Origin of the sequence: Carboxydothermus islandicus (assembly GCF_001950325.1) — a bacterium.
Classification (GTDB): domain Bacteria; phylum Bacillota; class Z-2901; order Carboxydothermales; family Carboxydothermaceae; genus Carboxydothermus; species Carboxydothermus islandicus.
This window is the reverse complement of record NZ_BDJL01000033.1, coordinates 1-17,106: the sequence shown is the minus strand read 5'-3', so window position 1 is coordinate 17,106 and position 17,106 is coordinate 1. Positions and strand designations below refer to the sequence as shown.

Genomic DNA, 17,106 nt, shown 5'->3' with positions numbered 1-17,106 from the left:
TATTGGTCTACAAACAAGAGGTTATTAGATTTTGGGACTGCTGGCAATGGTTTTTTTTTACTAATCCTAACTCTGCACTTTTACCTTGCCAAACTCTGCACTTTTATTTTGCCATAAACAACTTTGAAGCAATATTGATACTACCAGATCCCACTGATTCAAGATATCTAATTGAATTTTTAAAATCTCCTCGCGATAATCTTTTAACTTCTCCGGACTCAAGTCAACTATTGCAATAATATCAATATCCGAGTCTTCACTTTCTTCTCCCCGCGCATAAGAACCAAATAAGATAACTTCTTTTAAATTATCCTGAAAGATGGTTAAAAGGTTACTTACCAAATTATGGTATATTTTTTTTAATTCTTCGTTCTTCAATAAATTTTTCATAAAAATTCACCACCTTTTAACCTAATTTTCTCCTATTATTTCCATACTGTCAACAAAAATACCCCCTTCCAAGGGGGTACAATTATTTATTTCGGCAGGTCATTTTTCCCGTAGGGCAGCGGAATATACTGTACCGACGGCCGGCGGCCCTGAGGCTGCGGATATAAATCCATAAGGTCATAAATCTCCCGGGGTAAATCCGTCGACACCGGAAGTCCCAGCTCTTTTAACTGCTGGGCGGAAATGGGATAGTCGTGGGTCCAGGTCCCCTGGGATAAAAGCTTTGCTACTTCCCGGGCTTTTTCTAAATCCATCTTATCGGACAAAAGCTCCACCACCGTATTTTCCACCTGGGCTAAAGCCTTTCGTGCAATATCCGCCATTATTAAGGTTTTATCCTCCACCTTGTCCGGGCCTTTTTGCTCCACTACCTTTAATATTGATGCCGCCGGGTATTCCCCAAGCTGCGGATCTACCGGCCCGGCTACCGCATTTTCATCCATGACGATTTCATCGGCAGCAAGAGCGATTAAAGTTCCACCGGACATCGCGTAGTGGGGAATAAAGACAGTAACTTTAGCCGGATGTTTTCTTAACGCCTCCGCTATCTGCTCCGCTGCTAACACCAAACCACCGGGGGTATGGAGCACCAGGTCGATGGGCATATCATCGGGAGTAAGGCGAATTGCTCGCAGTATCTGCTCCGAATCCTCGATATTGATGTAGCGGCTAACGGGAAGACCAAGAAAGCTAAACGTCTCCTGCCGGTGAATCATGGTTATTAAGCGCGACTTTCTTTTCATTTCAAAATCCCGGATAATTTTAAGCCGCAAAACCTCAATTTTTTGTTGCTTAAACATTGGAATCAACGACATCAGTAAAAGTAAAAACCAGAAAAAATCAAAAAGAGAAACTTTCAACTCTCTCACCTCAATTTTCGCAAATTTTTGCTTTTCCCGCTATTTATATTTTACTCTTTTATTAGCTTCCTTGCCTCTTTTATTTTCCTTTTATCTTCATACATCCGGTCGTCCGCCAGCTTTAACAAAATCTCCACGCTTCCGGCTTCCACCGGATAAGTGGCCCCGCCGACTGCTAAAGAAAATTCCCGCTGGTATTTTTCTATCTTTAAGGCTGAAAAATTCGTTTTTAGTTCTGCAATTTTCTTTTTTCCTTCCTCCAGCCCCATCTTGCGGTAAATAATCCCAAACTCATCGCCGCCAAGTCTCGCACCCACATCACTCTGGCGAATATTTTCCCGGATTTTTTGTCCTATTAATTTTAAAGCAAGGTCTCCTGCCTGGTGACCCAGGTTATCATTGATTTCTTTTAAACCATTCATATCTAAAAAAACCACCGTAAACAGCTCACCGTAACGGTCGGCATCGTATTTTATTTTATTAAGCTCTTCAAAAAAGTAACGCCGGTTCGGAAGCCCCGTCAAACTATCTTCGTAAGATAATTTCTCCATAATCTCCTGCCTCTTAGCCTGGACAATAGCTAAGGTCGCAAATTTTTGGAAAAAGTGAGCGGTATCAAAGTCATCTTCATCAAACTTTACAAAAGGACGGAAAATATATGCTAAAATAAAACCAAAAAACTCCCCCTCAGCCACCAAAGGAATATATAACACCTGTTTGCTGTGGGCAAAAATCTCTTTTATTAAAGGGGTATATTCTTTATGTTGTAACATTTCTAAGACTTCGTTTAAGTTTTCAAAGGTCTCAATACTTAAGCCAAAAACTTTTTCTAAATCTTTAAAATAAACTATCCCTCTTTCGGGAAACATCTCCTGAAATTTCCCGCTGCTGTACCCCGCCCGATAGGTATGTTCCCCTTCTTTTAAGTAAATGGCAATCCGTTCGGCTTTAGGTATTAACTGTTGCAATTTATCCCCGTGAATCCTTAAAATTGCCTCTAAGTCGATTTGATGTTTTAAAAGTTCTTCACTCATCTTGCCCATTTCGCTTAAATTATAAAAGTAGGTTATAATCCCCGAAAGATATATAGCCCGGAAAAGAAAGATGTAAGCCAAAACTTTGTACAAATGCCCAATTAAGTTATAAGTATCGTATACACTCTTGTAAAAAGTAAAAGCTGCTTCCGAAAAGAAAGTAAAAATTAGAAAATACCCTAAATTTGTTATTAACGAGAGTTTTAATTCCTGTCTTCTCCAAAAAATCAGAAAAAACCCCAAACCGTACAAAACCATTAAAAGATGTTCCAATGAAACTTTAAGGGAAGTAAGCCCCTGTCCCTCGATAAAAAGCGGGGGAATATATTTTAAATATACCGTGGAAAACAAAAAGGCAATCGCTATTAACACTATGTCGGTAAAAACAATAAGCCACGAACGGACCTTAATCCGCTCTGCTCCCCAGAGGTGAAGACTGGCAATAATAACCGCAAAAGCTACAATGAAACGCCCATAAAGCCAGAGAAAAGTAGCTTTCTGGTGGGAACTTTCGGTAATAAAGGCAGGCATGCCTTTATACGAAAGAGCATGCAGTAAATCAACCCAGCCCACTGCAAAAAAGAATAAACCCAAAACGTATAAAAACCGCCCGCTTCTCCCGGTAAGTCCCTCGCGCATCAACCAGACCATGCTGAAAATCGAAAAAGAAACAAACACCGTAATAAGCTCTAAAAAAGTGTGAATACCCAGATATTGCTCATGAGTGTAAATCCGGTACATAATCGGTGTATAATACCGGGCAAAAGCCAAAAACAAAAATGCCCCGACAAACACCAGAAGTAATTTTCTCTTGTAGCCTTCCAACTACTGCTCCCTCCTGTATCGTGCCTACCAGCCGCCGCTGGCCCCACCCCCGCCACCGGAGCCACCGCCAAAACGGTCGTCAAAATCATCATCCCCACCGCCAAAAGGCCCCGGCAGAGGAATAAAAATCGGCGGGTCAAAGTCCGGTTCTCGATAAGAACCATAATAGCTGTATTTTCGCGGTCGCAGCAGAGCGGTGATAAGAAAAAATAAGATTATCAGTATTACAAAAACCGCTCCAATTACTTCCGCGGATACACCGGATTTTACCCGGTATGCAGCAGGATTTTCTTTACTTAATTCCGCAGGGTTCACTCCGTACTCTTTAGCTACTTCTGCTGCTATTCGTCGAAAACCAAAAAGAATCCCCCTATCATAATCCCCACGGCTAAAGTAAGGTATCATCTCTTCCCGCAGTATCCTTCCCGCTTTACCATCGGGAATAGCCCCTTCCAGGCCGTAGCCAACTTCAATCCGGGCTTTACGATCCTCGATAGCTACTAAAATTACCACCCCGTTATTTTTCTCCCTGCTTCCCACACCCCACAGGCGTAAAACTTCCAGGGCGTACTCCTCAATCGTCATCCCCTCTAAGCTATTGACCGTTACCACCGCTATTTGTGCTCCGGTTTTAGCATAAAGCACCCGGTTTACCTTAAGGATTTCTTGCCTGGTCTCATGGGATAATACCCCGGCATAATCGGCAACATAAATATCCGTCTCAGGTTCAGGTACAATAGCTAAAGCCGTAGAGGCAACAAGAAAAAGGAGTATTACTACTCCTGCTAAAGATTTATAAATTTTCACTTTTTGTCACCTACTGGCCGAAGTTCACCTTTGGGAAAGTTCTGGCATTTTCCGGTGCCTTAAAATAATCTCTTTCCGTAAACCCAAACATTCCGGCAATAATTTTGGTTGGGAATGTCTTTATCCGGGTATTATATTTTCTTACCGCTTCGTTATAATCCCGGCGGGCCACAGTTATCCTGTTAGCCGTTCCGGCAAGCTCATCCATTAGCTGAGCAAATCGGGCATCAGCTTTAATATTTGGATAATTTTCGGTCAACATTAAAAGCCGGCCAACTAAATCGCTAAGCTCTCCTGCCGCTTCATCCCGCTGGGAAACGGTACCGGCAGAAAGCATTAAATTTCTGGCTTTAGCAATATCAGAAAAAATCTCTTTTTCGTGGGCTGCATATCCTTTAACGGTTGCTTCAAGGTTGGGTAAAAGGTCCGCCGCCCGGGCCAACTGGTTATCGATTTCACTTAAACTCGCATCAACTTTTTCGTTTAAAGCCACCAGGGAATTATAGGTAGAAAATCCATACAGTAAAAATACAATAACTATTCCTACAATCACCCAGAAAAGGGACTTCTGGTTCATCGTACTACCTCCATAATTTATTTTTTCTCGACCTTATTTTACATTATTATGAAAAAACATTCAAACATTTGTCGGAAAATGTGACAAAATTTTAATAATTAATTGCGAAGAAGAGTAAATATTTTTTCAAACAAAACTTTATACTCATCGCTTTTTCTTACAGCTATTAAGTCCCGCGGGCGGGGAAGGTTTACCTCCAGTATGGCCTTTACAGTTCCAGGGCGAGCCGATAATACCAGCACTTTATCGCCCAGAAAAATCGCCTCATCGATGCTATGGGTGATAAACAGGGAAGTTATTTTTTTCTCCTCCCAGATTTTTAAAAGTTCCTGCTGTAGTACCTGCCGGGTCTGCTCATCTAAAGCCCCAAACGGTTCATCCAGTAAAAGAACCTCCGGCTCCACCGCAAAAGCCCGGGCCACCGCTACCCGCTGCTTCATCCCTCCCGATAATTCTTTGGGATAAGCCCGGGCAAAATCTAAAAGTCCGGTAACCTTTAAATAATACTCCACCTTTTCCTGGCGAAGCTTTTTCGGTAGTTTTCGCAATTTTAAACCATACTCCACATTTTCGTAAACCGTAAGCCAGGGAAATACCGACTGCTCCTGAAAAACCATTGCTGTCAGCGGCTTTTCTGGATCCTCCCGGAGTATTTTAATCTCTCCCATTGTCGGCGGAATAAGCCCGGCTATAATCCGGAGTAAAGTAGTTTTTCCACATCCCGAAGGCCCAACAATGGTAATAAACTCGTTTTTTCCTACGGTAAAACTGATATCTTTTAAAGCTATTACCTGTTTGTTACGGGAAAAGAAAATCTTTTTAACATTTTCCACCTGAACTTTTTCCACCTACACGCCCCCCTTCCAGGGGATAATCATGCTCTCGATAAAATCCAGTAAGTAGGACAGCACATAGCCCAGCAGCGATAACATTAAAAGAGCAATAAACATCTCCTCAATGGCAAACATGTCATATGCCCGCCAGATCATGTACCCGAGGCCAGCCCGGGCCGCCGACATCTCTGCCGCCACCACCAAAAGAAGCCCGGTGCCGAGGGCAAGCTTAATGCCGGTAAAAATAAGAGGAAGTGCTCCTGGCAGGGCCAAACTCCAGAACTTCTGCCAGGAGTTAGCCCCAAAATTTTCCGCCACTTCAAAATATACTTTGTCGAGATTTACTACCCCCGCTAAAGTATTAATCAGCACCAAATAAAAAACCCCAATGGCAATAGTAGCAATTTTTGAGGCTTCTCCCAGGCCAAAAATTAAAAGAATCAAGGGCATGATGGCAATTTTAGGGATCGGAAAAGTAGCAGCAACTAAAGGTTCAATTAACGCCCGAATAATAGCCGAAAGACCCATTAAAAGCCCCAAAACAATACCTAAACCGCCTCCAAGTAAAATACCCAAAAACACTCTCTTCAAGCTTATATAGGTATGCCAGAAAAGTTCACCGCTTTGAATTAAAGGTGGCAGGGCCGTTAAAATAGCCGAGGGGGAGGAAAACAAGCGGGTATCTAGTAATTGATACCTCGCCAGTACCTCCCACAAAAAAAGAAAAAGCAGGGGGGAAAGGATTGAGATTCCTTTTAAGATTAAATTTTTTTTAGGAAGCTTATTTTCCATTCCCCCGCACCCCTTTTTTATTCGTAAATACCAAGTTTTGTTAAAGCAAAATCTACATAGGAGTTATCTATAACTTCTTCGGCTTTGACATCACTTTCCAAAAGCCCCCGGTTTTTATACCAGGCAAGATCCTTTTCAATCCCGATTCTCTTCACATAACCGTTAGGATTTAATCCTACCGGATACATCTTTTCATAAAGCAACCGGTCTTTCACCGTCGAGTACTCCATTAAGATAGAAATAATCCGTTCCCGGTCCTTCCCCTTGATAAAGGCATCGTTATAATCCCGCAGGGCTTTGACATAAGCTAACATAAACCGTTTGGCTACTTCCGGCTTTTCGGTAATCGACGGTCCAAATACCAAAATGGCAATCTGAGCATCGGGATCATACTCCACCGGGTCTTTCCAGCGGTCAATTAAGCCTTTTTCCACTCCCTGGGTCACAAAAGGTTCGATAACCATAGCCGCATCTATAGATTTATTGGCAAAGGCTGCAATGATATCCGGAAAGGAGCGGATAATTTGTAAATCCACCTCTTTCGTAGTAAGCCCACCTTTATTTAAGACCCGGTCCAGGCAAATTTCATCCAGTGATGCAGTGCCGACAATGGCAATTTTTCTCCCTTTTAAGTCTTTATAATCTTTAATTTCCCCTACCAAATCTTTTCTGATCACCAGCCGGTAATAGCCTTTTTGCGGCAGGTTATAGCCTTTATCTGCCACAATCTTTATCGGTATTCCCCGCCCCATAGCGTTAAATAATGCTGCAGAAGTCACCGTACAACCAACATCCAAACCTTTGGCCGCCAGCTGGTTAATCATTTCCTGCCCGGAGTTAAACTGTACCGGCTCAATTTTTATTCCGAGCTCCTGGTAATACCCCCTGGCCATACCTATTAAGATACCCGCATCGCTCACCACTTTTTTCAAGCCCACCGTTACGGTAACCTTCTGTTCCAGGGGCTCCATCTTAAAAGTAGATGATAATTTTTCCGGCTCCTTAGACGATGTCCCCGTGCTACAACCCGCCAACACTAATACTACCGAAAGTACCAGCGCTAAAAATATAAGGAAACCCTTTTTCATACAGCTCCCTCCTTCGCTCTTAAATTTTATGCAGCAAATCAGCAAAAGGTTCTTTTTTTAGAAAAGAAAAAAATGTTAAAATATTAACGGTGGTCGGCCCTATTAGGAAGTAAGAAGTTGGAGGTCTTTGGAATAAAAGGGCTTCTCCTACAATACAGAACATATTGGGAGCAGGAGTGGAAATTATGGAACATCTTTTAAACGTAATCATCGGAATATTTGTCGGGATGATCGGTACTTTAATCGGAGCCGGAGGAGGCTTTATCTTAATCCCTTATCTTATCTTAGTGGCAAAATTTTCACCCCAGACCGCAGCCGGTACTTCCCTTTTCATGGTATTTTTTAACGCTTTATCCGGCAGTATAGCCTACATTCGGCAAAAACGGGTGGATTTTCGCACCGCCTTTTACTTTGCCCTGGCTACCATTCCCGGTGCAATTTTGGGAGCGTATTTAAACAGTTTTCTTCATTCGCGCCTCTTTAATGTTCTGTTTGCCTTACTGTTACTTTTTCTGGCAGTTCGAACATTTTTTCACAAAACCAATAATGACAAAAAAGAGATCCAGGAGAAAAAAATTCCCGGGCAGGAAACCCGGGAAATTATTGATGCCGAAGGGAATAAATATGAGTATTCTTTTAACCTGTGGCTTGGGATTGGTATTAGCTTAGGAGTAGGTGTAATTTCTTCTCTTTTAGGAATTGGCGGCGGAATTGTTCACGTTCCGCTGATGGGCTTTTTAGGTTTTCCCATGCATATTGCTACCGCCACCAGCCATTTTATCCTGGTAATAACCTCGTTAATCGGGGTAATCTCCCACATTGCCTACGGCCATGTGGTCTTTCCAAAGGCCATTGCCTATGCCATTGGCGCCATTATCGGCGCGCAAATAGGGGCTCGAATTTCCGCAAAAATTTCCGGCAGCACCATTAAAAAAGGCCTGGCAATTGCTTTAGCCCTGGTAGCAGTAAGACTTCTTACCCTTTAAACGGCTTTTTCAGAAACTCTTACATTTTCTTTTATTATCTTAGCTGCCCTATCTGCCAGAGCATCTATCGCTTTTCGGCTTCGCTCTCCCAGCCGGCTTCTCTTCTCACCGGCCAAAGAGAGCTTTTCTTCTCTAAGCACATCCGGTAAATACACTTCAAAATCTATCTTACCGCCTTTATCCAAAACCGCTTTAGTAGCACACCGGTCTTTACAGCCATTTAGCACTAACACCGGATAATCATTGATAAAATCAATATCTTCCTGAACACCAGTAGCCAGCGCCGGTAAGCAAACGAGAACAGTATTCTCCGGATATAATTCTTCCACCAGTTTATACGCTGCTTCCCTCGTTATCGCCCCAAAAACCTGTCCAATCCCGGCACAGGGGGTAACAGCTATTTTTTCGTAATTTTTCACCCTTTCACCTCCAGGTATAATTTTAGGGACGGTTCTTTTTACTATACTTAAAGTATAAAAATAGGGACTGTCCCTATTTTTATACTTTATTTTTTTAGTATTTTCGTAATTGCTTTATAATATTATTATTTTTCATCTCAAATGTCAAGTATTTATTCCTTTAATACCAACCAGGCCCCTGTAATAATAAAAACCGCTCCTAAAATCGTTTGCCAGGAAAAAGGGGTTTTTGCCAGGTTGAATATCCCCAGGCGGTCAATTATTCCGGCGGTTAAAAGCTGCGCTGCTACAATAGCCGTCGTTGCTGCTGCCACCCCTCCTTTAGGCATCGCAAAAGCTACAGCATAAACAATAACCACCCCTATTAAACCACCTAAGTAATAATACCATGGTCCTTGTAATTCACTCCCTTTCTCTTTACTAAATAAAACAAAAAGGGCCGCCCCAATTGTTCCAACGATATGTACTATAAGGGTAGTCTTGGCAAGACCTATGGCTTTACTTAAAGCACTGTTCATTGAGCCCTGAACAGCCATAGCTGCCCCGGCCAGAGCAGCTACTACATAAGCTATAATTTTTCCGTCCATAAATTTAACCCCCCTACTCCTAACATAAAACCGTGGCTTTTGCCACGGTTTACATGGTGGGACGGACCCGGATTTCGTTGCCGGTTTGCTGCACCAGCGGAACCTGATACCAGCCTTTTTGAGACATCGTATTAAAAAGCTGCCGGGCATTATTCAATTTATCGTTATGAGCCTGCATTAAAGTATTCCGGACTTGGTCGGAATAAGCTTCCATTACCGCCGTGTGATAAATGGTAGATAAAAACTTTTCAAAAGAAAGAATATCCGTAATCATGTCTTGATCTTTGAGCATTTTGCCACCTCCTTAGTGCATGGTTATACCCGCCTGGGAAAGCAAATTGTTAATGCTTGAAGCATGCTGGGAACAGTTGCTGGAAATCTGACTAAACAGGGATTTTAAAGACGGGTCACTGGCATTCTGGGCATAAAAAGAAGCCCGGGCTGCCTGAAGCCCTTCAAGCTTGGCAAGCTCCTGAAGATAAATAAGCTCCTTCTGGGAAAGCTGCATAAAAAATCACCTCCTCGGTTTTTACTTTTCCCGAGAAGGTTTTAATTTATTTATGGTTTATTTTTCCATTTTTACCCAAATTTATAGCTTACCCCGAAGCCGCCCCGGGGATAGCGCCATTCGATGTTATTAAAAAGGCAGCCGTACTTGCAGGTGCCGCACTCCACACACCCTTCATAGGCAATCATGATCCGCTCACTTTCCTTATCCCAGGAGTAAACCCCGGCAGGGCAAATGTAAGTGCAGTACTTGGCATCACATTTTTCTTTACAAATTTTGGGGTCTTTTATTTTAAGATGCGATTCATTGTCCGGCACAAACCGGTTTAAATAAAGCTTATCCATTAAATTCATCGAATCAACCCCTTCCAGAGACCATAGACATCTTTGACCATCTGCCAGAAAGACCTCTTAGATAGCGCTTTTTCCTTAATTGCCTTAAACTTGTCCCGCTTCGGTACTCCGTCTACCATAAACAGTTCAAAAAAGGCCTCATCCATCATATCGGGATAAGCGGTCATCAGGTCGTGATTTTGCTCTAAGAAATCTTTGGCATTTTTATATTTTTCCAGGTCTTTCATAACAAAGCTTTCTTTCAAATAATCTTCATACACCTTTAAAGTATTAGCGGAAAAGTCCCCCTGACTTGCCGCCCTGATTATCGCCTTCGCCGCCAATGCTCCGGAAGTTATGGCCAAATTGGAACCTTCCCGGTGGATGGAGTTTACCAGCATCCCTGCATCGCCCACAATCACAATCCCATCACCGTAAAGCTTCGGTATTCCTTTATAGCCCCCTTCCGGAATTAAGTGGGCAAGGTACTCTTTTACCTCGCCGTCGCGCAGCAACGGCTTAATTGCCGGATGGTTTTTAAACGCTTCAATTAAATCATTGGGGCCAATCCGCCTTTTAATAAGATCCGACATTAAAGCGCCAACCCCAATGGAAAGGGAATTCTGGTTGGTGTAGATAAAGGCTGTTCCCACCATACCGGCAGTTGCTTTGCCGAAAAGCTCAATCGCCACTCCTTCCCCGGGCTCGATGTTAAACCGGTCCTCGATTACCGCAGCCGGCAGGCCAATCACCTCTTTTACCGCCACCGCCAGGTTCTGCGGCGGGATGGGTTTTTGGTAGCCGTATTTTTGGGCTAATAAAGAATGGGCTCCTTCCGCCAGCACCACCACATCCGCCAGGACTTCTCCTTCTTTCCGCCCCGCAACAACCCCTTTTACTTTGCCATCTTTGACAATTAAGTCTTCCACCACCGTTTCGGTAATTAAAAGCGCTCCTTTTTCCTGAACTTTTTTGGCTAAAAACCGGTCGAATTTCGCTCGAAAAACCGAATATCCACTGATGTCTTCTTTATACCGGGGATTTCGATAGGAAAAGCCAATTTTTGCCGTATCGGTTAAAAAGTAATACCGCTGCTCAATAATCGGCCGCTCCACCGGGGCTTCTTTAAAAATTTCCGGGAAAACAGCTTCGGTGGGCTTTTTATAAATAATGCCCCCCATAACGTTTTTGGCGCCGGGAAATTCGCCCCGTTCAATTACAATAACTTTCAGTCCCGCTTCCGCCAGTTTATAGGCTGCCGCCAGTCCCGAAGGTCCTGCTCCAACCACCACAACATCAAATTTTTCGGGCATTTACCGCACCCCCCTTTGTCCTGCCAACACCCGGCGTGCTTCTTCGGTAATTGCGGGAAGTATCTCCAGTACATCGCCCACAATACCATAAGTAGCTATATTGAAAATCGGAGCACTGGGATCATTGTTTATGGCTACAATCACCTCGGACATCTGCATGCCAACCAAATGCTGCACTGCCCCGGAAATCCCGCAGGCAATGTACAGCTTGGGCCGCACCGTTTGCCCGGTCTGGCCCACCTGATGAGCATAAGGTATCCAGCCCGCTTCCACTGCCGGGCGGCTGGCTCCTACTACTCCCCCGATAACTTCAGCTAATTCCTCCACCAGCCGAAAGTTCTTTTTACTTCCAAGTCCCCGGCCCCCGGCAACGATAATCTCCGCTTTATCAAGATAAACTCCCGGTCCCTTTTCCTCCTCGTACTTAATTATCCGGGTCGGAACTTCCTCCTCTAAAATCCCAAGCTCCTCTTCCACTACCACGCCAATTCTGGGTTTGGGTTCGGGCAGGGGAAATACCCGGGGGCGTACGGTAGCCATCTGCGGCCGGGCGGTTTTACAGAGAATGGTCGCCATGATATTGCCGCCAAAAGCCGGGCGGGTTTGGTGTAAAAGCCGGGTAGTTTTGTCGATAGAAAGCTCGGTACAATCCGCCGTCAGCCCTGTATTAAGCCAGGTCGCCACTACTCCGGCTAAATCCCGGCCCAAGGTAGTCGCCCCGATTAAGATAATCTCGGGCGTATATTTCTGCGCAAGTTTGACAATGCCTTTAGCGTAAGGATAAGTCCGATAATCTTTCAGAACAGAGTCGTCAATAAGGTAAACTTTATCGGCACCGTAGCGGAAAAGCTGCTCAGCAAAATCCCGGACACCATCACCTAAAAGCACCGCTGCCAGTTCAGTTTCTAAATCATCGGCCAGTTCCCGTCCTTTGCCTAAAAGCTCAAAAGTAACCGGAGCTACTTCTCCGCCTAAATGCTCCACAAAAACCCAAACGCCTTGAGCATGCATCCAACCACCACCTTAGTATAATTTTAGGGACGGTTCTTTTTTTTATACTTTAAGTATAAATTTAGGGACTGTCCCCAAATTACTACTTGTTTGCTATTAACGTTAGCGGTACTAACTTCTCCACCAGGGCTTTGGCCACTTCTTCGGGACTGCCGGTTAGCATCTCAACTTTGGCCCGGGCTTTGGCTTGCGGCACAAAGCTTTTCCACACCTGTGTGGGTGAGCCTTTAAGCCCTAAAAAAGCTTCCTCCACATCTAATTGCTCTTTCCCCCACACTTCCGGCTGGTAGCGGGCAGCACGAATCATATCCGGCATAGTGGCATAGCGGATTTCGTTTATCCCCTTTAAAGCCGTAAGAAGCGCCGGAAGCTTTGCCCGCACATACTCTTTCCGCCCTTCAATTTTCCTTACCGCCACCACATATCCTTCGTCTGGATTAAACTCCTCCACCCGCTCAATGTATGTAATAAGCGCCATATTGAGCCGGGCTGCCACCCCCGGTCCTACCTGCGCCGTATCCCCGTCGATAGCTTGCTTACCGGCAAACACCAAATCCACCGGTTCCTGTGACACAATCTTCTCAATCGCTTTAGCCAGAACATAGCTGGTAGCCAGGGTATCCGATCCGGCAAACTTCCGGTCGGTAAGTAAAATCGCCCGGTCGGCTCCATAAGAAATTGCTTTTTTCAAAGCCTCGGCCGCTTGCGGTGGGCCCATCGAAACCACCGTCACCTTACCGCCGTATTTATCCTTAAGCCTTAAAGCTTCTTCCAGGGCATGGGCATCGTACGGGTTGATAATTGATGGCACCCCTTCGCGGATTAAAGTATTGGTTTTAGGGTCAATCCGCACTTCCGCCGTATCGGGCACCTGTTTTAGTAAAACTACCGCATGCACAATACCACCTCCAGACGTTTGTTTTTAGTTTACCCAGGATTGAAAATTTTTCTGTGAGTTAAATAACAAATAAGTAAAGTTTCTTTGGTGCAATAAAAAAACCGCCTACCAAACGGTAGACGGTCCTTCATGATTAACTATTGGGGTACCGGATAATCCGGCCTTCCCAGTTGCGCAAAATTGCTTCTTCTTCCGAAAGTTCAATTAAATACTGGGGTAAAAGCGGAATTTTCCCAAAGCCTCCAGGCGCGTTGACAATATAATACGGCACTGCCAGGCCCGAGGTATAGCCCCGCAAGCTTTCCATTATCCTTAATCCGTCTTCAATCTTGGGAACAAAATGCATCGTTCCCCGTACCCTTTTCGCCTGGAAGATATAGTACGGCCGTACCCGAATTTTTAAAAGCTCATGGTTCAATTTCTCCATAATTACGGGATTGTCATTTACTCCTTTTAAAAGCACCGCCTGATTACCCAATACCACTCCCGCTTCAATTAATTTATCCACCGCCCTCTTGGCCTCAGGAGTTACCTCCCGGGGATGGTTAAACTGGGTATTGATATATATCGGCGGGTATTTTTTTAATATTTTAACCAGATTATCGGTAACCCTTTGCGGCAGGGTCACCGGTACCCGGGTACCAATCCTTTTAATTTCCACATGGGGTATTGCGGAAAGTTCTTTTAATATCCAGTCCAACTCCAAATCGGATAAAAGAAGCGCATCCCCACCGGTAATTAAAACATCCCTGATTTCTTTATGCTCCCGGATGTAAAGAAGAGCTTCTTTAATTTGCTCCCGGGGAGTTTTCCGGTCCACCTCGCCGATATTTCTCCGCCGCTGACAGTGACGGCAATACATCCCGCACATATTGGTAACATTAATTATCAAGCGGTCCGGGTAACGCCGGGTAACCGCCGCCACCGGCGAAGTCCCCGCTTCATTCATCGGATCCAGTTCACCGGTATCATCTAAAATCTCTAAAATGGAAGGAACCGACTGCTTCTTAATACCGCAATCGGGATCATCGGGATCGATTAAGCTCAAATAATAAGGCGAAATGGCAAAGCGATAAACTTTACTGACCTCCTGAAGTTCCCAGAGAGCCTGGTCGCTTAAAGGCAAAATTTTTCGCAAAACTTCCGGCGATGTTACCCTATTTTTAAACTGCCAGCGCCAGTCCTGCCAGTCTTCTTCTGTTCCGCCTAAAACCTTTAAAATCTTTTCCTTTTGTTTTAGAATCTTTTCCCAGGCTTCAAATCCCGATAAAACCTTATTTCTTTCCCTTAACCTACTACGACCAATCCGGGTAAGCTCTCTTTGCCGTTTTAATCCTTCATCTTTCTGCGAAATTCTTACTCTATTCATTTAAATCCCTCCTTTCAATTCAGAGGGAGCACAAAAAAACCCTCCAGGAGGAGGGTCAAAAAGGCAAAAAATACCCTTTTTTGCTCCCCCTTCGACGCTTACGAGGTTAGCTGACGGGTTCGGGCGGAAGGAGTCGCCCTACCTGAAAAGGATTCACCCCAAAAGATGGTTCCCCCGCTTCCCGTAACGGGAATTCAGCGTTTAGTTAATAATATTTTACCAAGTAAAATAATTTTTTTCAAGCTTCTTGACTATTTTGTAACATTTTTTGGTTATATTAGAAAAATTTAAACCACGATTTTTTCTTTTGCTTTTCTCCTTGTATTTCCAAAGTCACCGGTTCGCAGGATTTTCCCTCAAAAAACCGGCGGTTATTGGTAAATACTTCCGGTTTAAGATACTCCTCTAAAAACTTTATACTCCCCGGACCGTGAGCATCGGTGCCGGCCAGTGCCCCCTTGGCCAGAAACCACCGGGCACTTTTTCGGCTTCCTTCCCCGAAATAACCGGATAAAAGGGAGGTCAGGCTTACCTGAAAAACAATCCCCATATCCAAAAGCTCCTCAATTTCTTCCCGGTTCTCCCGTAAATACCGGTACCGCTCCGGGTGAGCAATGATTACTTTATTCCCGGCTCCGATTATTTCCGCTAAGTAGAAGGTAAGCCAGGGCGGTTTTTGGCTAACCGGCAGTTCAATTAAATAAATCCGTTCCCCTTTTAAGCCAAGGACTTTACCTCCGGCTATTAACTCCGGCAGCTCCGGGGTAAGATAAAGCTCCATCCCCGGGTAGACTTTAAGCGCTATACCCTCCGCCCCCAGGGCCTGGTTTAAAACTTCTACTTTGCGGATTACTTCTTCCGGCTCCAAAAACCCACCTTCGGCAACAAAGTGCGGAGTCGCCACCACTTCGCTAAAACCTACTTTCGCCATTTCCCGGGCTAAGGCGATTGAGTCAGCAAGCTTCTCCGGCCCGTCGTCGACTCCAGGTAGTATATGACAGTGAAGATCAAACATTTTCTGCCTCCGTTTTCGTTAAAATAATTTCAAGATGAGTTACAATTTCTTCTGCAATCCTCAAACATTCCAACCCGATTTCTTCGCTTAGCAATAAAGGATTTTCAGGTGGATAACGGGTTTCTATGTAAAATTGATTTAAAAAAGAGCTATCCTTAAGAAACTTTGAAAGTTCGGGTAAATAATTCGCAGCAAGTTTATTTAAGTATAAAAGGCTATGACTGGTCGGAATCTCACCCGACTTATACAAAATAAATGCTTTTAATGCTTTTTCTACCGCCTGCTGGCACTGGAAAGCAACTAAATTCCAGCCACAGTCATGATCTTTTAAAATTTTTGCCGCCCTTATATCTTGTTTAGCATAATTTAGCCAATCTTGATAACGTTTACTGTCTACCATATTTTCACCCCCTTACTTTTTATATGATATGCAAAGCTATCCCTTTGTTTAATAAGCTTATACCAATCATCGGGGTGATACAAAATAATATCAAAGGGTTTAGAACAATCTAACGACAAATAAATTTGCGTCAAAGTTTCCCTTTTCTCGTTATATTCCATTACAATACATAGATCAATATCACTTTTATCAGTTGCCATCCCCCGGGCAAAGGAACCAAAAAGATATATTTCTTGGGGATTAAACTTTTCTAAAAGCTGCTTTTTTAAATTTAAGATTTCTGGATGCAAAGTAATCATAACCTCTTCCCTTCCCGGTAAACTTTTTCCACTAAACTTGCCGGCGCATCTTCTTCTAATACGAGATGTACCTGGAAAGGTACCGCTAAATCCACACATTCCGCTACCATTTTAAAAAAACTTCCCTCAATTTTCCCCGCTATAAAAATATCTATATCCGAAATAGGGGTAAAAAGAGCATTTTCATCGGCCAAAGAACCAAACAAATAAACATCCTTTACTCCGTACCTTTGGCGGATAAATTCAGCTATTTCCTTAGCTTAATTTAAAGCTTCTTCCCGTAAAATCTTTTTCTCTTCTTCCTGTCTTTCCCGCCTCTTTTTCAGCCACTCCCGCTGTTCAATTATATCCTCATCTGTATAGCGGCTCATGCTTCCACCACCTGTTTACAAATCTCACATCACACCTCACACTTCACACCTCTCAAAACCCTGTGACATCCCGCGGTGTCATTTTTACCCCTCCGCTTTTATTTACTATAATTGTATCTTAACTTACCGGCCCTTACAATTAGAACTGTTAATTTTTTCTATTTATCTTCTTCTGTTCTACCAGGATTCACTATTACAACAGAGCAAATATTTAAATCGAGTAGGAGGGGGTAATTAACCCCCGTCCTCTCACACCACCGTACGTACCGTTCGGTATACGGCGGTTCATGAGTTTACCCGAAGTTGTTGATACCTCTCAACTAAACTTATTA

22 protein-coding genes and 1 riboswitch are annotated in these 17,106 nt (G+C 43.8%); of the genes, 1 reads left to right on the top strand and 21 read right to left on the bottom strand.

Going from position 1 to position 17,106, the window contains the following annotated elements:
• Positions 1–66 precede the first annotated feature (66 nt).
• From ciss_RS05655 to ciss_RS05620, 8 genes are all read right to left on the bottom strand, one after another.
• Complete coding sequence (locus ciss_RS05655) at positions 67–390, bottom strand: nucleotidyltransferase domain-containing protein (RefSeq protein ID WP_075865320.1); 324 nt, start codon at positions 388–390, stop codon at positions 67–69.
• Between the two features lie 86 nt (positions 391–476).
• Positions 477–1,319: an SDH family Clp fold serine proteinase gene (locus ciss_RS05650; protein WP_075865319.1), complete on the bottom strand. Its 843-nt coding sequence runs from the start codon at positions 1,317–1,319 to the stop codon at positions 477–479.
• A 41-nt stretch (positions 1,320–1,360) separates the two neighbouring features.
• Positions 1,361–3,169 (bottom strand): sensor domain-containing diguanylate cyclase, encoded by a 1,809-nt coding sequence (locus ciss_RS05645; protein ID WP_075865318.1) that lies wholly within the window; start codon positions 3,167–3,169, stop codon positions 1,361–1,363.
• A gap of 24 nt (positions 3,170–3,193) precedes the next feature.
• Positions 3,194–3,976 carry a TPM domain-containing protein gene (locus ciss_RS05640; protein WP_088775861.1) on the bottom strand — a complete coding sequence of 261 codons (783 nt, stop codon included), beginning with the start codon at positions 3,974–3,976 and terminating at the stop codon, positions 3,194–3,196.
• 10 nt (positions 3,977–3,986) lie between these two features.
• Positions 3,987–4,553: a LemA family protein gene (locus ciss_RS05635; RefSeq protein ID WP_075865317.1), complete on the bottom strand. Its 567-nt coding sequence runs from the start codon at positions 4,551–4,553 to the stop codon at positions 3,987–3,989.
• A 98-nt stretch (positions 4,554–4,651) separates the two neighbouring features.
• Positions 4,652–5,401 (bottom strand): ABC transporter ATP-binding protein, encoded by a 750-nt coding sequence (locus ciss_RS05630; protein ID WP_075865316.1) that lies wholly within the window; start codon positions 5,399–5,401, stop codon positions 4,652–4,654.
• Entirely contained in the window at positions 5,402–6,178 is a 777-nt protein-coding gene (locus ciss_RS05625) for an ABC transporter permease (RefSeq protein ID WP_075865315.1), read from the bottom strand. It lies immediately after the preceding gene.
• Between the two features lie 17 nt (positions 6,179–6,195).
• Positions 6,196–7,266: an ABC transporter substrate-binding protein gene (locus ciss_RS05620; RefSeq protein WP_075865314.1), complete on the bottom strand. Its 1,071-nt coding sequence runs from the start codon at positions 7,264–7,266 to the stop codon at positions 6,196–6,198.
• 185 nt (positions 7,267–7,451) lie between these two features.
• Here ciss_RS05620 and ciss_RS05615 point away from each other — a divergent pair, with 185 nt between their 5' ends.
• A complete protein-coding gene (locus ciss_RS05615) occupies positions 7,452–8,252 on the top strand; it encodes a sulfite exporter TauE/SafE family protein (RefSeq protein ID WP_077177470.1) in 801 nt (266 codons plus the stop codon).
• On the opposite strand, the gene ciss_RS05610 is transcribed toward ciss_RS05615, so the two are convergent.
• From ciss_RS05610 to ciss_RS05550, 13 genes are all read right to left on the bottom strand, one after another.
• Positions 8,249–8,671 carry a putative zinc-binding protein gene (locus tag ciss_RS05610; protein ID WP_075865313.1) on the bottom strand — a complete coding sequence of 141 codons (423 nt, stop codon included), beginning with the start codon at positions 8,669–8,671 and terminating at the stop codon, positions 8,249–8,251. The genes ciss_RS05615 and ciss_RS05610 overlap by 4 nt on opposite strands.
• A gap of 152 nt (positions 8,672–8,823) precedes the next feature.
• Positions 8,824–9,258 carry a DMT family transporter gene (locus tag ciss_RS05605; RefSeq protein ID WP_075865312.1) on the bottom strand — a complete coding sequence of 145 codons (435 nt, stop codon included), beginning with the start codon at positions 9,256–9,258 and terminating at the stop codon, positions 8,824–8,826.
• Positions 9,259–9,307: 49 nt separating this feature from the next.
• Positions 9,308–9,550 carry a spore coat protein gene (locus ciss_RS05600; protein WP_075865311.1) on the bottom strand — a complete coding sequence of 81 codons (243 nt, stop codon included), beginning with the start codon at positions 9,548–9,550 and terminating at the stop codon, positions 9,308–9,310.
• A 12-nt stretch (positions 9,551–9,562) separates the two neighbouring features.
• A complete protein-coding gene (locus tag ciss_RS05595; RefSeq protein ID WP_075865310.1) occupies positions 9,563–9,766 on the bottom strand; it encodes a ferritin family protein in 204 nt (67 codons plus the stop codon).
• A 71-nt stretch (positions 9,767–9,837) separates the two neighbouring features.
• Positions 9,838–10,119, bottom strand: a complete 282-nt coding sequence (locus tag ciss_RS05590; RefSeq protein WP_011345342.1) for a ferredoxin family protein — start codon at positions 10,117–10,119, stop codon at positions 9,838–9,840.
• The gene (locus ciss_RS05585; RefSeq protein WP_075865309.1) at positions 10,116–11,411 is read right to left on the bottom strand and encodes an FAD-dependent oxidoreductase; all 1,296 of its coding nucleotides are present in this window, start codon (positions 11,409–11,411) and stop codon (positions 10,116–10,118) included. Before ciss_RS05585 ends, ciss_RS05590 begins: the two co-directional genes overlap by 4 nt.
• A complete protein-coding gene (locus tag ciss_RS05580; protein ID WP_075865308.1) occupies positions 11,412–12,422 on the bottom strand; it encodes an electron transfer flavoprotein subunit alpha/FixB family protein in 1,011 nt (336 codons plus the stop codon).
• 82 nt (positions 12,423–12,504) lie between these two features.
• The gene (locus ciss_RS05575; RefSeq protein ID WP_075865307.1) at positions 12,505–13,320 is read right to left on the bottom strand and encodes an electron transfer flavoprotein subunit beta/FixA family protein; all 816 of its coding nucleotides are present in this window, start codon (positions 13,318–13,320) and stop codon (positions 12,505–12,507) included.
• 133 nt (positions 13,321–13,453) lie between these two features.
• On the bottom strand, positions 13,454–14,689 hold the full coding sequence (gene eam / locus ciss_RS05570) for a glutamate 2,3-aminomutase (RefSeq protein WP_075865306.1): 1,236 nt from the start codon (positions 14,687–14,689) through the stop codon (positions 13,454–13,456).
• Between the two features lie 80 nt (positions 14,690–14,769).
• Positions 14,770–14,899: riboswitch (cyclic di-AMP (ydaO/yuaA leader) on the bottom strand.
• A 67-nt stretch (positions 14,900–14,966) separates the two neighbouring features.
• Positions 14,967–15,704 carry a tyrosine-protein phosphatase gene (locus ciss_RS05565; RefSeq protein WP_075865305.1) on the bottom strand — a complete coding sequence of 246 codons (738 nt, stop codon included), beginning with the start codon at positions 15,702–15,704 and terminating at the stop codon, positions 14,967–14,969.
• Complete coding sequence (locus ciss_RS05560) at positions 15,697–16,104, bottom strand: HEPN domain-containing protein (RefSeq protein ID WP_075865304.1); 408 nt, start codon at positions 16,102–16,104, stop codon at positions 15,697–15,699. Before ciss_RS05560 ends, ciss_RS05565 begins: the two co-directional genes overlap by 8 nt.
• The gene (locus ciss_RS05555; protein WP_075865303.1) at positions 16,098–16,403 is read right to left on the bottom strand and encodes a nucleotidyltransferase domain-containing protein; all 306 of its coding nucleotides are present in this window, start codon (positions 16,401–16,403) and stop codon (positions 16,098–16,100) included. Before ciss_RS05555 ends, ciss_RS05560 begins: the two co-directional genes overlap by 7 nt.
• Positions 16,400–16,654 (bottom strand): nucleotidyltransferase family protein, encoded by a 255-nt coding sequence (locus tag ciss_RS05550; RefSeq protein WP_077177467.1) that lies wholly within the window; start codon positions 16,652–16,654, stop codon positions 16,400–16,402. Before ciss_RS05550 ends, ciss_RS05555 begins: the two co-directional genes overlap by 4 nt.
• Positions 16,655–17,106: the final 452 nt, after the last annotated feature.